The following is a 13,711-nucleotide window of genomic DNA, read 5'->3' as shown; positions in this document are numbered from 1 at the left end:
CGGTCGGGTGCGCCTAACCTGCTCGGGTGGACTCCCGCCCCTGGCTCCCGCTCGCCGCCGCCGTCACCACCCTGCTGCTGTGGGCCAGCGCCTTCGTCGGCATCCGCCACCTGGGCGGGACGATCTCGCCGGGTCCGCTGGCACTCGCCCGGCTCACGGTCATGCTGCTGACCCTGCTCGTGCTGCTGCGCGGGCGGCCCGGACGCCTGCCCACCCGCGCCGAGTGGCCGCTCGTGGCGCTGGGCGGCGCGACCTGGTTCGGGCTCTACAACCTCGCGCTCAACGAGGCCGGGGGACGGATCGACGCCGCCACCTCCGCACTGGTGGTGCAGGTCGGGCCGATCATCGTGGGGCTGCTGGCGACCATCCTGCTGGGCGAGCGCCTCACGGGCTGGCTGCTGCTCGGGATGGCCACCGGCTTCGGTGGTGTCGTGCTGATCGCGTACGCCTCCTCGAGCACGCCCGAGGGCGACGTGGTCGGGGTGCTCCTGGCCGTGGTGGCCGCACTCTCGTTCGCGATCGGCGTGCTCACCCAGAAGCGGCTGCTCTCGGGGTTGAGGGCGCTCCAGCTGACGTTCTGGTACGCCCTGGTCGGGTGGGCGGTCTGCCTCCCGTGGCTGGTGCCGACGGTCCGCGAACTGGGCTCCGCGTCGGCTGACACGTGGGGCTGGATCGTCTACCTGGGGATCTTCCCCTCCGCGGTCGCCTTCGTCTGCTGGGCCTACGCGCTCTCGCACGCCGACGCCGGACCCTTCTCCCAGTCGACCTTCCTGGTGCCGTTCCTGACCGCGCTGATGGCGTGGTTGCTCCTCGACGAGGTCCCCGCGGCGCTGACCTTCGTCGGCGGCGCGCTCTGCATCGCCGGGGTGCTGCTGGCACGGCGTACGCCGCGGGCTGCCGCACAACTCGAGCCCGAGCCCGACGCAGCGACGCGCTGAGTCACTGCGCTACTGAAGGCTACGCAGTCACTGGGGCTGGGGCGTCTCCCCCGACTCCAGCCACCCTCGGAACGCCTCCAGGTTGGCCGTGGGCTGGTTGTTCGCCCGGCGCCACTCCCACTCCTTGCGGATCGACGTGGCGAAGCCGAGCTCGAGCAACGGGTTGAAGGACTCGTCGGCGTAGGTCAGGACGGAGCCGAGCAACCGGTCGAGGTCGTCGGAGGTCACCGACGACAACGGCAGCCGGGCGTCGAGGTAGATGTCGCCGTCGGCGTCGACGGCGAACGCCACGGCGTACATCCGCAGGTTGCGCTCCAGCAGCCAGCGGTAGACCCGGGCGTGGTTCTCGTCGGGGTTGCGGCACACGAAGGCGTGCACACCCAGCGCGTGCGGTCCGACGTCCAGGCGCACGGGCGTCTGCAGCTTGCGTTCCCCCGGCAGGGCGAAGGAGAAGACGCCGGGCTTCTCCTCGTCGTAGTCGATGCCGGAGGCGGCCAGGTGCTCACGCACGACCTGCGCGGCAGCCTCGTCGAGGTCCGCCCGGGGGGCGTCGAGCTCGTCCGTCACAGGGAAACCTCCATACGCATCGTCGAGCGGGCCCGCTCGTAGGACTGCAGGGTGAGTTCCGCGGTCCGCTCCCACGCAAACCTCGACGCCTGCTCGACCGCACCAGCGGCGAGGCGGGCACGCAGCGAGTCGTCGACGACGATCCGACGCAGGGCCTCGGCCCAGTCACCCGGCTCGTGGGTGTCGACCAGCAGGCCGCTCACACCGTCACGCACGACCGTCGTGAGGCCACCGACGGCAGCCGCCACGACAGGAGTGCCGCAGGCCTGCGCCTCCACCGCGACCAGCCCGAAGGACTCGTTGTGGGAGGGCACCGCCACGAGCGTCGCTGCGGAGTACCAGCGGGCGAGCTCGACCTGGTTGACCGGGGGGACGAACCGCACGACGTCGTCGAGGCCCAGCGCGCTGGCCAGGACCGCGAGAGACTCGGGGTGGTCGCGTCCGCTGCCCGACGGCCCGCCGACCACCGGCACCACGATCCGCGACCGCAGCGAGGGGTCACGCTCGAGGAGCACGGCCACGGCGCGCAGCAGCACGTCCGGGGCCTTGAGCGGCTGGATACGTCCGGCGAAGAGCAGCACCGCCGCGTCCTCGGGGAGGCCGAGCTCACGGCGTACGCCGGCCTGGTCGCGGCGGCTGAAGACGCGGAGGTCGACGCCCGGCGGCACGACGTCGATGCGGTCGGGCTCGGCGCCGTAGAGGCTGACGAGCTGGTCGGCCTCGAGCGCGGTGTTGGCGATCAGCCGGTCGGCCGCCTGGACCACCTGCTCCTCGCCGATCACGCGGGCTGCCGGCTCGGGGTTGTCACCGAGCGCGAGCGCGGCGTTCTTGACCTTCGCCATGGTGTGCATGGAGTGGACCAGCGGCACGTTCCAGCGGTCGCGTGCCAGCGCCCCGACCTGTCCCGAGAGCCAGTAGTGGGAGTGGACGACGTCGTAGTGGCCAACGGGGTGCAGCACCTCGGCGCGCAGCACCTCGCGGGCAAAGGTGCAGAGCTGGCCCGGCAGCTCGTGCTTGTCGAGGCCCTCGAAGGGACCGGCGGCGACGTGGCGCACCAGGATCCCGTCGCCTGCCTCGACGACGGCCGGCAGGCGCGAGGAGGTGGCGCGGGTGAAGATGTCGACCGCGACGCCCTGGCGGGCGAGGCGGCGGGCGAGCTCGATGACGTAGACGTTCATCCCGCCGGCGTCCCCGGTCCCGGGTTGGTCCAGGGGCGAGGTGTGCAGGCTGATCATCGCGACACGGTGCACGCCACGTCCTTCCGTCCGGTCAGGGGTTCACCGGGATCAACCGGGGCCGGCCTCCCATTCTTCCCCAGCGCACCGAAGGAGTCGCGCGCGAGGCGTCAGACGTGCACCTCGTCCTCGTGGTCGTCCTCGTACTCGTCGTAGACCAGCCGCCCACGCACCCAGGTCAGGGCGCCCACGAGCAGGCAGACCACACCCAGCACGCCGTGCAGGATGAAGGCGTTGCCCAGCTCGCCACGCAGCACCTCGTAGACCGCCCAGAAGAGCGCGGGTGCGGCGAAGCCGACGATCGCGTCGAGCCACAGGGCCGACCCCTTGACCAGGGTCAGTCCGATGCAGACGAGGCCCAGGAGCACGAGCGCGAGCCCGGCCCATCTCATGAGGTCTGCCGCCCCGTCACCGGGCGAGACCACCCAGCGCAGGATCCACACCAGACCACCCAGGGCGCCCAGCGCCCCACCCAACTGCCGAACTGTCATGGTCCTTCCCTCCACTCGTGCACCGGCGCACGGCCGCGGGAGCACCATCGCGTGGGGGCCCCTCCGCCCCCGCGCGGGCCGTGCCGCGTCGGTCTCCCCCACGTCTCGGTCGTGAGGGGGTCACTCACTCTAACCAGAGGTGTGCGACACGTGGTGGAAACGTTGCACCCACCGACGGCCCGGGCGCACCCACCAGGTGCTGTGGACGGCGCTCCCCGAGGCGTCGTGGCCGCGCCACACGAGCAGGACGGTGTGGTCGTCCACCTGCTCGGCCCGCAGCACCTCCATCTCGACCGGACCGGCGGCCGAGACACGCTCGAGCCAGTCCTGACGGCTCCAGACCCGCCCGGAGTCGCCAACCAGGCTCCAGTCGGCGTGCAGGTGGGCCGCGAGGCTCACCGGGTCGTTGCGGACCTCGTCGGAGAGCAGGGCACGTTCGTACGCCAGCACCTCCTCGACCGCGTCGACGCCTGCGTCCGAGTCCGGGTCGGCGTCCTCCGGCGCGCCACCCGCGAGGCCCGAGCTGCCGGTCACGGTCTCGACGACCTCCCCGGCCAGGGAGAACAGGTCCTCCTCGATCTCCACCTGGCCGACGGAGGCGTCCGGGTGGTCAGTGGCGGCATCGGGGTAGCCGGGGCCGGCCTCGGGGGTGCGCCCCTCCTTGTGGGCCACGGCCGCCGCGTTGGCCAGGGCGTCGGCCTCCTCGTTGAGCGGGTGGCCGGAGTGGCCCTTGACCCACTCGAAGGTGACCTCGCGCCCCTGCATGGCGGCGTCGAGCGCCTTCATCAGGTCGACGTTCATGACGGGCTTGCCGTCACCCTTCTTCCAGCCCTTGCGCTTCCACCCGGCCATCCACTTGGTGATCGAGTTGATGACGTAGTTGCTGTCGCAGATCACGTGCAGGGGCTCGTCCAGGTGGGCGGTCTGCTGGAGCAGGTCGAGCACCGCCATCAGCTCGCCCATGTTGTTGGTGCCGTGGGGCCAGCCGCCCGACGCCCAGTGGGTGGGGTCGACGTACCACGCCCACCCCGCCGGTCCGGGGTTGCCGAGTGCTGAGCCGTCTGCTGCCGCAATGATCGTCACGGGCGTCGATCCTGCCATCGCTGGTGGGAGAATGCCGCGCATGACCCCTGCGAACGTCCCCACCTCGGTCCCGTCCAGCGTCGTCGAGTCCGGTCAGCGCGTCGCCGTCGTGACCGGGGCCGGCAGCGGCATCGGCGCCGCGACCGCCCGGGCCCTCGCCGGTGACGGCTTCCACGTGGTGTGTGCCGCACGCCGGGCGGAGCGGATCACGCAGGTCGCCGCCGAGATCGGAGGCACGGCCGTGACGTGCGACGTCACCGACGCCGACTCCGTCGCCGCGCTCGCCGAGGCCTGCGGCCCGGTGGTGCACGTGCTGGTCAACAACGCCGGTGGCGCCTTCGGCAACGACCCCGTCGAGTCGGCCGACCCCGAGCAGTGGCAGCAGATGTTCGACGTCAACGTCGTGGGCCTGCTGCGCGTCACCCAGGCGCTGCTCCCGGCGTTGCGCGCCAGCGGCGACGCACTCCTCGTGACGATCGGCTCGGTGGCCGGTCGCGTGGTGTACGAGAACGGTGCGGGCTACATCGCCGCCAAGCACGGCGCCAAGGCGGTGACCCAGACCCTGCGTCTGGAGCTGTGCGGTGAGCCGGTCCGCATCTCCGAGGTCGCCCCCGGGATGGTGCACACGCCCGAGTTCTCGCTGGTTCGCTACGGCGGCGACCAGTCCGCGGCCGACGCGGTCTACGAGGGCGTCCCCGACCCGTTGGTCGCCGAGGACATCGCCGAGACGGTGCGGTGGATCGCCTCCCTCCCGGCCCACGTCAACATCGACGAGCTCGTCGTGCGCCCGCGCGCCCAGGCCGCCAACCACAAGGTGCACCGCGTCACCCAGGACTGACGGAGTTTCCTGAACGGAAATCGCTTTCCATTCAGGAAAGTCTGTGGTGTACTTTCCGCAACGGAAAGTCGTCCGCACCTGCGGACCCCTCAGAGGAGACATCCATGGACGAGAAGCGTCACGACGTCGACGCAGCCGAGGCTGCCCGCGCCCTCGAGGCGATCGGCACCACCCGTCACCAGGTTGCGGCGCGGGTCGGGAGCCCGCCGCACTACTACACGAAGGTCGCCGCAGCAGCGGCGATCCTCTGCCTCGCGCAGCCCCTGGACAGTCGCACCAGGTTCTTCATGACCCTCGTCGCGATCCTCCCCCTGGCCTGGGCCGTCCGGTCCTACTCCCGGCACACGGGCACCTGGACCATGGCCACGCTGCGCGAGAAGGGCGCATGGATGGCCTGGCTGATCATCGGCGTCATGGTCGCCGCACTGGCAGCGGCCCTGCTCACCCAGAGTCTCGTCGTCAGCGTCGTCGGCGCCCTCGTGATCCTCCTGGTCGTGCCGGTCGTCGGGCCGCGCTGGGACGCCGCATGGGTCCGCAGCCTGACCCCGGAGGAGCCGGCGGAGGAGACGTCGTGAGTGCACCCGAGGCACGGTTCGACGCCCTCGTCCACGCCCCGCACCGACTGCAGATCTGCGCCGCGCTCGACACGGTCGACCAGGCCGAGTTCGCGCTGCTGCGCGACAGCCTCGGGGTCTCCGACTCCGTCCTGAGCAAGCAGGTCAAGGCCTTGGAGGACGCCGGTTACGTCAAGGTCTCCAAGGGTCTGGTCGAGCGCCGCACACGCACGTGGGTCGCGTTCACGAGGAGCGGCCGCCAGGCCTATCGCGGACACGTCGCGGCGCTGCGCGCGATGATCGGCACCTGACTCGGCCGGGAGACGGGGCCGGGAGCCGGGGCCGGGAGACGGGGCCGGGAGACGGGGCCCCGGCTCGCGGTGAGACTCGCCGGGGCCAGCGCCCCACGACGTGACGTCGCCTGTCAGACTGTCGCCGTGCAGATCATCGGACTCATCGGCGGCATGAGCTGGGAATCCAGCTCCGTCTACTACCAGCTGCTCAACGAGGGCGTCACCGAGCGTGTCGGCGGGTTGGCCTCGGCCAAGAGCGTGATGGCGTCGGTCGACTTCGCCGAGGTCACCGCGCTGCAGCAGGCCGAGGACTGGGACGGTGTGGCCGCCATCCTCTCCCGCGCCGCGCAGGCGGTCGAGCGTGCGGGCGCCGAGTTCATCGTCATGTGCACCACCGCCTTCCACCGGGTCGCCGAGCAGGTCCAGGCATCGGTCTCCGTGCCGGTGCTGCACCTGGCCGACGTGGTCGCCGAGGCCGCCAAGGCGCACCGACTCGAGTCGGTCGGCCTGATCGGCACGAAGTTCTCGACCTCGCGCACCTTCTTCACCGACCGCATCGCCTCCCACGGCCTGGTCGTCCGGGTGCCCACCGAGGAGCAGCAGGACGTCCTCGACCGGATCATCTACGACGAGCTGGTCCACGGGAAGGTCAACGACGCCTCGCGCCGCGAGGTCATCGCGATCATCGAGTCCCTGTGGGACGCCGGGGTCGGTGGCGTGATCCTCGGGTGCACCGAGCTCGAGCTGCTGGTCAAGCAGTCCGACGTGGAGATCCCGGTCTTCGCCTCGACGTCCCTGCACGTCAAGGCCGCGCTCGACCGCGCGCTCGCCTGACGGCCACCTGACTGCCGCAGCTCAGGTCCAGGGATCAGGCCCAGGAATCAGGCCCAGGGGTCGCTGCGCTGCCACAGCGTGGGGAACGAGAGGCGTACGCCGTCGCGCTCGGCGTAGCGACCGAGGCGCTCCATCGTCAACGCCGAGGTCGTCACCGGCGTACGGCAGCGCCCGCATCGGCGCCGTGAGCGGTGAGAAGAAGTCGTCGTGGTGCACGACGACCACGCGCTTCGCGCCGACGCGCCCGACGGTCTCGTCCCAGTAGGTCTGGGTGTATGCCTCGTCCTGGATGCCGAGCTGCCCCACGCCCAGATAGGCCACCTCCGCGCGGTGGCCCTCCAGCGCCCCGGGCACGCAGCCGGCGCTGCCCTGGATGAGCATCCGACGCCCGCTCGGGAGGTGCCGCACGAGCGTCGACCAGGCCTCGCCGCAGCGGTACGCGCGTACGCCCGCCCGTCGTGGCACGGGCGCCTCGATCCGTCCGGGATAGCGGTCCGGTGGGCAGTGGCTGCCCTCGACGAGGGTCACCTCGAAGGCGCCCAGCCGCAGCGGCTCGCCCGGCGTCGCGGCGACGATGCGCGACTCGGGCACACCGTGGCCGCGGGCGACCTGGGCGGCGGAGGAGCCGCCGACGACGACAGCCCCCGTACGCATCGCGACCGTCGCGGAGTCCATGACGTGGTCGTAGTGGGTGTGCACCGGCAGCACCGCGTCGAGGCGGTCGATGTCGGCGAGCAGCAGGGCCTCGTCGATCCGGGCCGGGTCGGGGGCGAAGCTGCCGAGGCCGACCTTCAGCAGGCTCGGGCGGGTGAAGAACCCGTCGGTGAGCAGCGCCGACCGTCCGTCGGCGACGTGGATCGTGCTGACCCCCAGCCAGGCCACCCGCAGGGGCGAGTCAGACTCGGCGACCGGGACGTCGGCCAGGTGGGCCCACCGGGCCAGGTCCGGCCGGCCGAGCCTGGCCCGCACGCCTCAGACCGCCTCGGTGCCGCCGGACTGACGGGAAGCCAGCTCGGCGTCGAGGCGCAGGAGGCCGGGGCCGTCGTCGTTGATCATCTGGAGGCGCCCGATGATCTCGCGGACGGTGGCCTCCTCCTCGACCTGCTCCTCGATGAACCAGTTGAGCAGGGGTCGGCTGTCGAGGTCGCCCTCCGACTCGGCCAGGCGGTAGAGCCCGCGGATCGACTCCGAGACCTTCTGCTCGTGGGCCAGCGCGGCCTCGAAGAGCTCGCGCACGGACGCAGCGTCCACCTGCGGGGCGCCGAGCGAGCCGATGCTCGGGTGGTTGTCGCGGGCGGCGACGTGGTCGATGAACTTGTTGGCGTGCACGATCTCCTCGTCCGCCTGGGCCCGCAGCCAGCCGGCCATGCCGGGAAGGTCGTGCAGCTCCATCTCGATGGCGAGCTGGCGGTAGACCAGCGACGCGTGGAACTCCAGGGTGATCTGGGCGTTGAATGCGTCTTCGAGAGTCTGGGTCAGCTTCATGCCGCAAAGCCTAGGCGAGACGTAGCACACGCGCACGGAAGGAAAACCTTGCCTCAGTAGGCCGTAGACTATGACGGTTACGCGTCCGGACGTGTGCCCCAGGTCTGCCTGAGTGGTGCGCCGACGCCGGCGGCCCCGACGGGGTGCTGGCCCGGACCCCTCCACAACGGAAGTGATCTCACGACCTCATGACTGACCTCCGCAGGAACGACCTGCGCAACGTCGCCATCGTCGCCCACGTCGACCACGGCAAGACCACGCTCGTCGATGCCATGCTCCGCCAGGCCGGCGCCTTCACGGAGCGGGAGGCCGAGAACGTGGCCGAGCGCGTCATGGACTCCGGCGACCTGGAGCGCGAGAAGGGCATCACCATCCTCGCGAAGAACACGGCCGTCCGCTACCACGGGCCCAGCGCGCCTGAGGGCATGACGATCAACATCATCGACACCCCCGGCCACGCCGACTTCGGTGGCGAGGTCGAGCGCGGCCTGTCGATGGTCGACGGCATCGTCCTGCTGGTGGACGCCTCCGAAGGCCCCCTCCCCCAGACCCGCTTCGTGCTGCGCAAGGCGCTCAACGCCGACATGCCGGTCGTCCTGGTGGTCAACAAGGTCGACCGCGGCGACGCCCGCATCGACGAGGTCGTCGACGAGACGTACGAGCTCTTCATGGACCTCCTCGACGACAGCCACTCCTCCGAGGCGCTCGACTTCCCCGTCGTGTACGCCTCCGGCAAGGCCGGCATCGCCTCGCTCGAGAAGCCCGAGAACGCGACCCTTCCCGAGGGCGACAGCCTCGAGCCGCTGTTCAAGACGATCCTCGAGACGATCCCGGCGCCGACCTACACCGAGGGCGCCCCGCTCCAGGCCCACGTCACCAACCTGGACTCCTCGCCGTTCCTCGGCCGCCTCGCGCTCATGCGCATCCACCAGGGCACCCTCAACAAGGGTCAGACCGTGGCCTGGATGAAGAGCGACGGCACCGTCAAGAACGTCAAGATCACCGAGCTGCTGGTGACCGAGGGCCTCGACCGCGTCCCCGGCACCACGGCGGGCCCCGGCGACATCGTCGCCATCGCGGGCATCCCGGACATCATGATCGGCGAGACGCTGGCCGACGCGGAGAACCCGGTGGCCCTGCCGCTGATCACCGTCGACGAGCCCGCGATCTCGATGACCATCGGCACCAACACCTCCCCGCTGGCCGGCAAGACCAAGGGCACCAAGGTGACCGCGCGCCTGGTCAAGGACCGCCTCGACGCCGAGCTCGTCGGCAACGTGTCGCTGCGCGTCCTCCCGACCGAGCGTCCCGACGCCTGGGAGGTCCAGGGCCGAGGCGAGCTCGCGCTGGCCATCCTGGTCGAGCAGATGCGCCGCGAGGGCTACGAGCTCACCGTCGGCAAGCCGCAGGTGGTCACCAAGGAGATCAACGGCAAGCTCCACGAGCCGATCGAGCGCCTCACGATCGACGCCCCCGAGGAGTACCTCGGCGCGATCACCGAGCTCCTCGCCAACCGCAAGGGCCGCATGGAGGGCATGACCAACCACGGCACCGGCTGGATCCGCATGGAGTTCGTCGTCCCGGCCCGTGGCCTGATCGGCTTCCGCACCGAGTTCATGACCATCACGCGCGGCACCGGCATGGCTGCCCACGTCTTCGAGGAGTACGGCCCGTGGGCTGGCGAGATCCGCTCGCGCAACTCGGGCTCGCTGGTCGCTGACCGCGCGGGTGCGGCCACTGCGTACGCGATGACCTCGCTGCAGGAGCGCGGCACGATGTTCCTGGAGCCCACCACCGAGGTGTACGAGGGCATGATCGTCGGCGAGAACTCGCGTGCCGACGACATGGACGTCAACATCACCAAGGAGAAGCAGCAGACGAACATCCGCTCGGCCACGAGCGACAACTTCGAGAAGCTGATCCCGGCGAAGAAGCTCTCGCTGGAGCAGTCGCTCGAGTTCTGCCGCGAGGACGAGTGCGTCGAGGTCACCCCCGACCACGTCCGCATCCGCAAGGTCGTCCTGAACGCCGGCGAGCGCGCCAAGACCGCGTCGCGCGCCCGCAAGGCCGCCAAGAGCTGATCTGCCTGCCTCGTACGAGGGCCCGTCACCGCACTCGCGGGGGCGGGCCCTCGTCGTACGTCAGGGGTGAGTCAGGGCGCCAGAGGCTCCGCGTCGGCGCCCATCGCCCGGTCGGCGCAGAGCTTGGAGGCGTCTGCGATGACCTTCCTGTCAGCCTCCGACGGCTCGTGGTCGGAGTCCTCCTCCACCGTGGCTCGCAGCATCTCGTCCGACAGGTCGTCGTAGGACTCGTCCGCCATGCAATCGAGCTCGTCGCCACCGTTCTCGGTGAGGAAACCCGCCGACTTGGCGTTGGTCACCATGGCGTCGCGGAACTCCCCCTTCGACGGCTTGCCGCTGGAGCAACCGACCGCCGTCGTTCCCAGCACTGCCACCAGTGCTGCCGCTGCCGTCCCACGCATGATCCGACGCATCATCGGTCTCCCTCGTCTCTCGCCCCGGACCTCGTCCCGAGCCGGGGTCTCCGTGACAGCGACGCTAGGGGAATCAGGGCCTCGTCCGTGCTCGTCTTCCACAGGCCTTCGGGCTCCCGACCACGCCCAGGTGTCGTTACGGTGATGGCATGACCGAACACCGCGTGCTGGCCCCCGTCATCGCCGACGGCGAGAAGCCGAAGGGGCCCGCGTCGTACTTCCCGAGCATCGAGAAGGCCTACGGACGCCCGGTGCAGGCGTGGCTCGACCTGGCCGCCGACCGCCTCGACCACCACCCCCACATGGAGGTCGTGACCTGGTTGAAGGACGACCACGGCCTGGGGCACGGTCACGCCAACGCGATCGTGGCCTACGTGAAGGCCAAGCTCACCGGCTGAACTTCTCAACCCGGCGCCGCTAGGCTCCTGGCAGCAACCCGGTGCCGCTAGGCTCCTGGCAGCGTCGCGTGCCGGTGACAGTCCGTGTCAGGCATGGAGGCGCCGAACCGAAGGAGCACGACGATGCGTCGATCGTTCCCTTCGTCCTCACGTGGCTGAGGGGGAGTTGCGGCAGGACGGGTCCCGTTTCGTGGCCTGGAGCCGCGAGATGAGGCAGGTCCACGACCGCTTGCGACAAGCCTTGGAAGTGACGCGCGACGCCGTGGCGGACGCCGTCGCTGACGGTGCCCACAGCGGTGGCAGCGTCACGGTCGCCACCCGTGACCTGCTGCTCTTCTGCCGCGGGTTCTGCGCGGCGCTGTCGGGGCACCACGAGGGCGAGGACCGCACCCTCTTCCCCGCGATCATGGCGCAGCACCCTGAGCTGGTCGAGACCGTGCGCCACCTCGAGCAGGACCACTCGATGATCAACCACCTGCTCAGCGGGCTCCAGACGGCGGTCGACAGGGCTGAAGGGCCGGCGGCCCTGCACCAACACCTCGAAGGGTTGGCGGCCATCATGGAGTCACACTTCCGCTACGAGGAGCGCCAGCTGCTCACCGTGCTGGAGACGTTGGAGCTCGAGGCAGAGGTGAGTGAGGCGTACGGACCCCTCTGAGCGGCAGCTGGGGAGGGACCAACCCGACAGTGGATCGGCGCTGCCCCTAAGACCTGCGGTGGAACCGTAGGTCGCCGCTGGCCAGTCGCCGGTGGTCGTAGCCGGGATCATGCACGCGGTGGTGATGGTGGCTGCAGAGCAGCACCGCGTTGTGGAGATCCGTTTCGCCGCCACCCTGCCATGGCCTGAGGTGGTGGGCCTCAGACCAGGTCCCGGGGATGTCGCACCCTTCCGCCCGACAGGTCCTGTCGCGCAGGAGCAGCGCTCGGCGCTGGGCCTTGGTGAAGAGCCGGGAGGCACGCCCCAGGTCGAGCACCTCGGAGTCGGAGCCCAGGACGGCTGGGATGATCCGGGCGTTGCACGCCAGACGCCGCGCGTGGGCAGCCGTGATCGCCTCGAACCCGTCACCGGGCACGCCGTTGTCCAGCGTCGCGACTCCAAGACCGTCGCGCAGCGCGTCCAGGGAGATCGTGACGGTCACGTTCGTCGCGTCGCCACCGTGGATCGGCAGTCGCTTCGGGTCGAGGGTCTCCAGGAGCTGACCGAACGCTTCGGCCAGGCGCCGCGGGCGGTTCACCGCCTGCCCGAACCCACGCTCCTCACCCTCGGCCGTTCCCGCGTCGTCGGCCGAGCCACGGACCGCGCCTTCGGCCAGCCGCGGGTTGGTGAACGCGTGCAGGTAGGTCGCCAACCGCGCCGCCACCGCGTCCGGGAGCACTCCGGAGATCCGGGTGAGCCCGTCACCGACCGCCCGCAAACGCAAGCGCTGCCGCAGGGCCGCCTGCCGCTCCGCGCCCTGGAGGCGTCGACGCTCTTCGTCCTCGAACCGTTCCGGGTCGACGATCTGCAGGATTCGCCGGCCCAGCACCGTCAGGTCCTTGGGGTCGTGGTCGGCAGCCAGACGTACGAGCTCGGCCTCAGCCTTCGCGATCACCTCGGCCCCGACGCGGTCAGGCAGCTCCCCCACCGCGGCAGCAATCACGCGCGCCTGGGCCAGGTTGACCCGTGCCTCACGCAGCGCCGTCGACAGCACCGGCAGGTCTCGGTCCAGCGCCTCGGCAAGACGGCCGTCGGCGACGCAGTCACTGCGGCGCAGGCGCTGCGTCCGCGAGAGCCACGCAGCCACAGAGCGATCACCGGACTCCACCGCCACGTCGCCAGCCGAGGCCATCACGCGCAGCCGAAGCGCAGCCACCTGCGACTCCAGCGCCACCAGCTCACCCAGCACGTCGACCTTGTCGACGGTCGGCATGAAGACCGGATTGAGGTCGGCCACCGACTTCACCTGCTCGCGCAGCAGACCCACCAGTGTGGTCAACGAGTGCTGGCTGGTCTGCATGGGTCACCTCCCGAGTGGATGAGACCAACCTATTCGAACAGGTGTTCGACCAGCATCGCCAGAAGTAGGGACGTCACTCCCAGCCCTGACGGAAGTCCGCCCAGAAACCTGTACCCAGGGCCGGCACGACCAGGATGGGCAGAAGCACGACCATGAGCCAGAAGACGACGAGCCCCAGCCACGGACGACCTCGCCACACGTGGAGCAACCCGCCGCCCACCGCAGCGGGAACCACGAAGACCATCGCGTCGCGCAGCTGCCACCAGGTCCAGAACACCGCGGCCGAGTACAGCAGCAGGCCCGTCAGGCGCATCCCGGCCGAGCGCGCGAAGGAACGTCTCCCAGCGAGCCTCTGGTGGCGAGCCACGTCAGCCATGGTGAGGCTGCAGGTGAGGCACCCCGAGGAGCCGACGCGGACGTCGCCGCGACAGAGTGGACACGTCAACAGCTGCATGGAATCCCCCGACACCCCGCTCACGCTAGGCGGCGCGCCAGGACCCCGCA

At 70.6% G+C, this 13,711-nt stretch carries 17 protein-coding genes; 8 read left to right on the top strand and 9 right to left on the bottom strand.

All coding sequences use genetic code 11. The features are described from left to right. Positions 1 to 26 precede the first annotated feature (26 nt). On the top strand, positions 27 to 938 hold the full coding sequence (locus FCL41_RS02775) for a DMT family transporter (protein ID WP_137067477.1): 912 nt from the start codon (positions 27 to 29) through the stop codon (positions 936 to 938). 27 nt (positions 939 to 965) lie between these two features. Here FCL41_RS02775 and FCL41_RS02770 read toward each other — a convergent pair whose 3' ends face one another. From FCL41_RS02770 to FCL41_RS02755, 4 genes are all read right to left on the bottom strand, one after another. Then, entirely contained in the window at positions 966 to 1,505 is a 540-nt protein-coding gene (locus FCL41_RS02770; protein WP_137067478.1) for a type III secretion system chaperone family protein, read from the bottom strand. Continuing rightward, the gene (mshA, locus tag FCL41_RS02765) at positions 1,502 to 2,740 is read right to left on the bottom strand and encodes a D-inositol-3-phosphate glycosyltransferase (RefSeq protein WP_137067479.1); all 1,239 of its coding nucleotides are present in this window, start codon (positions 2,738 to 2,740) and stop codon (positions 1,502 to 1,504) included. The genes FCL41_RS02770 and mshA overlap by 4 nt, the downstream gene beginning before the upstream one ends. Positions 2,741 to 2,850: 110 nt before the next feature. After that, the gene (locus FCL41_RS02760; protein WP_137067480.1) at positions 2,851 to 3,231 is read right to left on the bottom strand and encodes a hypothetical protein; all 381 of its coding nucleotides are present in this window, start codon (positions 3,229 to 3,231) and stop codon (positions 2,851 to 2,853) included. Positions 3,232 to 3,360: 129 nt separating this feature from the next. Next, complete coding sequence (locus FCL41_RS02755) at positions 3,361 to 4,314, bottom strand: ribonuclease HI family protein (RefSeq protein WP_137067481.1); 954 nt, start codon at positions 4,312 to 4,314, stop codon at positions 3,361 to 3,363. Between the two features lie 40 nt (positions 4,315 to 4,354). Between FCL41_RS02755 and FCL41_RS02750 the strand changes: the two genes are divergently transcribed. From FCL41_RS02750 to FCL41_RS02735, 4 genes are all read left to right on the top strand, one after another. Beyond that, positions 4,355 to 5,152 carry an SDR family oxidoreductase gene (locus FCL41_RS02750; protein ID WP_137067482.1) on the top strand — a complete coding sequence of 266 codons (798 nt, stop codon included), beginning with the start codon at positions 4,355 to 4,357 and terminating at the stop codon, positions 5,150 to 5,152. A 104-nt stretch (positions 5,153 to 5,256) separates the two neighbouring features. Further along, positions 5,257 to 5,727: a hypothetical protein gene (locus tag FCL41_RS02745; RefSeq protein WP_137067483.1), complete on the top strand. Its 471-nt coding sequence runs from the start codon at positions 5,257 to 5,259 to the stop codon at positions 5,725 to 5,727. Beyond that, entirely contained in the window at positions 5,724 to 6,017 is a 294-nt protein-coding gene (locus FCL41_RS02740; RefSeq protein WP_239021740.1) for a winged helix-turn-helix domain-containing protein, read from the top strand. Before FCL41_RS02745 ends, FCL41_RS02740 begins: the two co-directional genes overlap by 4 nt. Positions 6,018 to 6,143: 126 nt before the next feature. Then, a complete protein-coding gene (locus tag FCL41_RS02735; protein WP_137067485.1) occupies positions 6,144 to 6,833 on the top strand; it encodes an aspartate/glutamate racemase family protein in 690 nt (229 codons plus the stop codon). Between the two features lie 21 nt (positions 6,834 to 6,854). Here FCL41_RS02735 and FCL41_RS02730 read toward each other — a convergent pair whose 3' ends face one another. Continuing rightward, positions 6,855 to 7,802 (bottom strand): MBL fold metallo-hydrolase, encoded by a 948-nt coding sequence (locus FCL41_RS02730; protein WP_217496789.1) that lies wholly within the window; start codon positions 7,800 to 7,802, stop codon positions 6,855 to 6,857. 3 nt (positions 7,803 to 7,805) lie between these two features. Beyond that, positions 7,806 to 8,318: a ferritin gene (locus FCL41_RS02725; protein WP_137067487.1), complete on the bottom strand. Its 513-nt coding sequence runs from the start codon at positions 8,316 to 8,318 to the stop codon at positions 7,806 to 7,808. A 188-nt stretch (positions 8,319 to 8,506) separates the two neighbouring features. On the opposite strand from FCL41_RS02725, the gene typA reads away from it, so the two are divergent. Next, a complete protein-coding gene (typA, locus tag FCL41_RS02720; RefSeq protein ID WP_137067488.1) occupies positions 8,507 to 10,399 on the top strand; it encodes a translational GTPase TypA in 1,893 nt (630 codons plus the stop codon). A 71-nt stretch (positions 10,400 to 10,470) separates the two neighbouring features. Here the strand turns inward: typA and FCL41_RS02715 are convergent, their stop codons facing one another. Further along, entirely contained in the window at positions 10,471 to 10,815 is a 345-nt protein-coding gene (locus tag FCL41_RS02715; RefSeq protein ID WP_137067489.1) for a hypothetical protein, read from the bottom strand. A 146-nt stretch (positions 10,816 to 10,961) separates the two neighbouring features. Here FCL41_RS02715 and FCL41_RS02710 point away from each other — a divergent pair, with 146 nt between their 5' ends. After that, positions 10,962 to 11,210, top strand: a complete 249-nt coding sequence (locus FCL41_RS02710) for a DUF4287 domain-containing protein (RefSeq protein WP_137067490.1) — start codon at positions 10,962 to 10,964, stop codon at positions 11,208 to 11,210. A gap of 208 nt (positions 11,211 to 11,418) precedes the next feature. Further along, the gene (locus tag FCL41_RS02705; protein ID WP_212723226.1) at positions 11,419 to 11,868 is read left to right on the top strand and encodes a hemerythrin domain-containing protein; all 450 of its coding nucleotides are present in this window, start codon (positions 11,419 to 11,421) and stop codon (positions 11,866 to 11,868) included. Positions 11,869 to 11,914: 46 nt separating this feature from the next. Here FCL41_RS02705 and FCL41_RS02700 read toward each other — a convergent pair whose 3' ends face one another. Continuing rightward, positions 11,915 to 13,207, bottom strand: coding sequence for an HNH endonuclease signature motif containing protein (locus FCL41_RS02700; RefSeq protein ID WP_138868046.1), 1,293 nt, complete (start codon positions 13,205 to 13,207; stop codon positions 11,915 to 11,917). A gap of 73 nt (positions 13,208 to 13,280) precedes the next feature. Further along, the gene (locus FCL41_RS02695) at positions 13,281 to 13,574 is read right to left on the bottom strand and encodes a hypothetical protein (RefSeq protein ID WP_137064086.1); all 294 of its coding nucleotides are present in this window, start codon (positions 13,572 to 13,574) and stop codon (positions 13,281 to 13,283) included. Positions 13,575 to 13,711 lie beyond the last annotated feature (137 nt).

Origin of the sequence: Nocardioides jishulii, from assembly GCF_006007965.1 — a bacterium.
GTDB lineage: Bacteria > Actinomycetota > Actinomycetes > Propionibacteriales > Nocardioidaceae > Nocardioides > Nocardioides jishulii.
The sequence above is the reverse complement of the archived record's forward strand: the minus strand, read 5'-3'. Positions and strand labels throughout refer to the sequence as shown.

What these genes read in the sequence shown, in the direction of transcription:
- mshA (WP_137067479.1), bottom strand. Translation starts at nt 2,740, where the DNA reads ATGATCAGCCTGCACACCTCGCCCCTGGACCAACCCGGGACCGGGGAC.
- FCL41_RS02760 (WP_137067480.1), bottom strand. Translation starts at nt 3,231, where the DNA reads ATGACAGTTCGGCAGTTGGGTGGGGCGCTGGGCGCCCTGGGTGGTCTG.
- FCL41_RS02750 (WP_137067482.1), top strand. Translation starts at nt 4,355, where the DNA reads ATGACCCCTGCGAACGTCCCCACCTCGGTCCCGTCCAGCGTCGTCGAG.
- FCL41_RS02745 (WP_137067483.1), top strand. Translation starts at nt 5,257, where the DNA reads ATGGACGAGAAGCGTCACGACGTCGACGCAGCCGAGGCTGCCCGCGCC.
- FCL41_RS02725 (WP_137067487.1), bottom strand. Translation starts at nt 8,318, where the DNA reads ATGAAGCTGACCCAGACTCTCGAAGACGCATTCAACGCCCAGATCACC.
- typA (WP_137067488.1), top strand. Translation starts at nt 8,507, where the DNA reads ATGACTGACCTCCGCAGGAACGACCTGCGCAACGTCGCCATCGTCGCC.
- FCL41_RS02715 (WP_137067489.1), bottom strand. Translation starts at nt 10,815, where the DNA reads ATGATGCGTCGGATCATGCGTGGGACGGCAGCGGCAGCACTGGTGGCA.
- FCL41_RS02710 (WP_137067490.1), top strand. Translation starts at nt 10,962, where the DNA reads ATGACCGAACACCGCGTGCTGGCCCCCGTCATCGCCGACGGCGAGAAG.
- FCL41_RS02705 (WP_212723226.1), top strand. Translation starts at nt 11,419, where the DNA reads ATGAGGCAGGTCCACGACCGCTTGCGACAAGCCTTGGAAGTGACGCGC.
- FCL41_RS02700 (WP_138868046.1), bottom strand. Translation starts at nt 13,207, where the DNA reads ATGCAGACCAGCCAGCACTCGTTGACCACACTGGTGGGTCTGCTGCGC.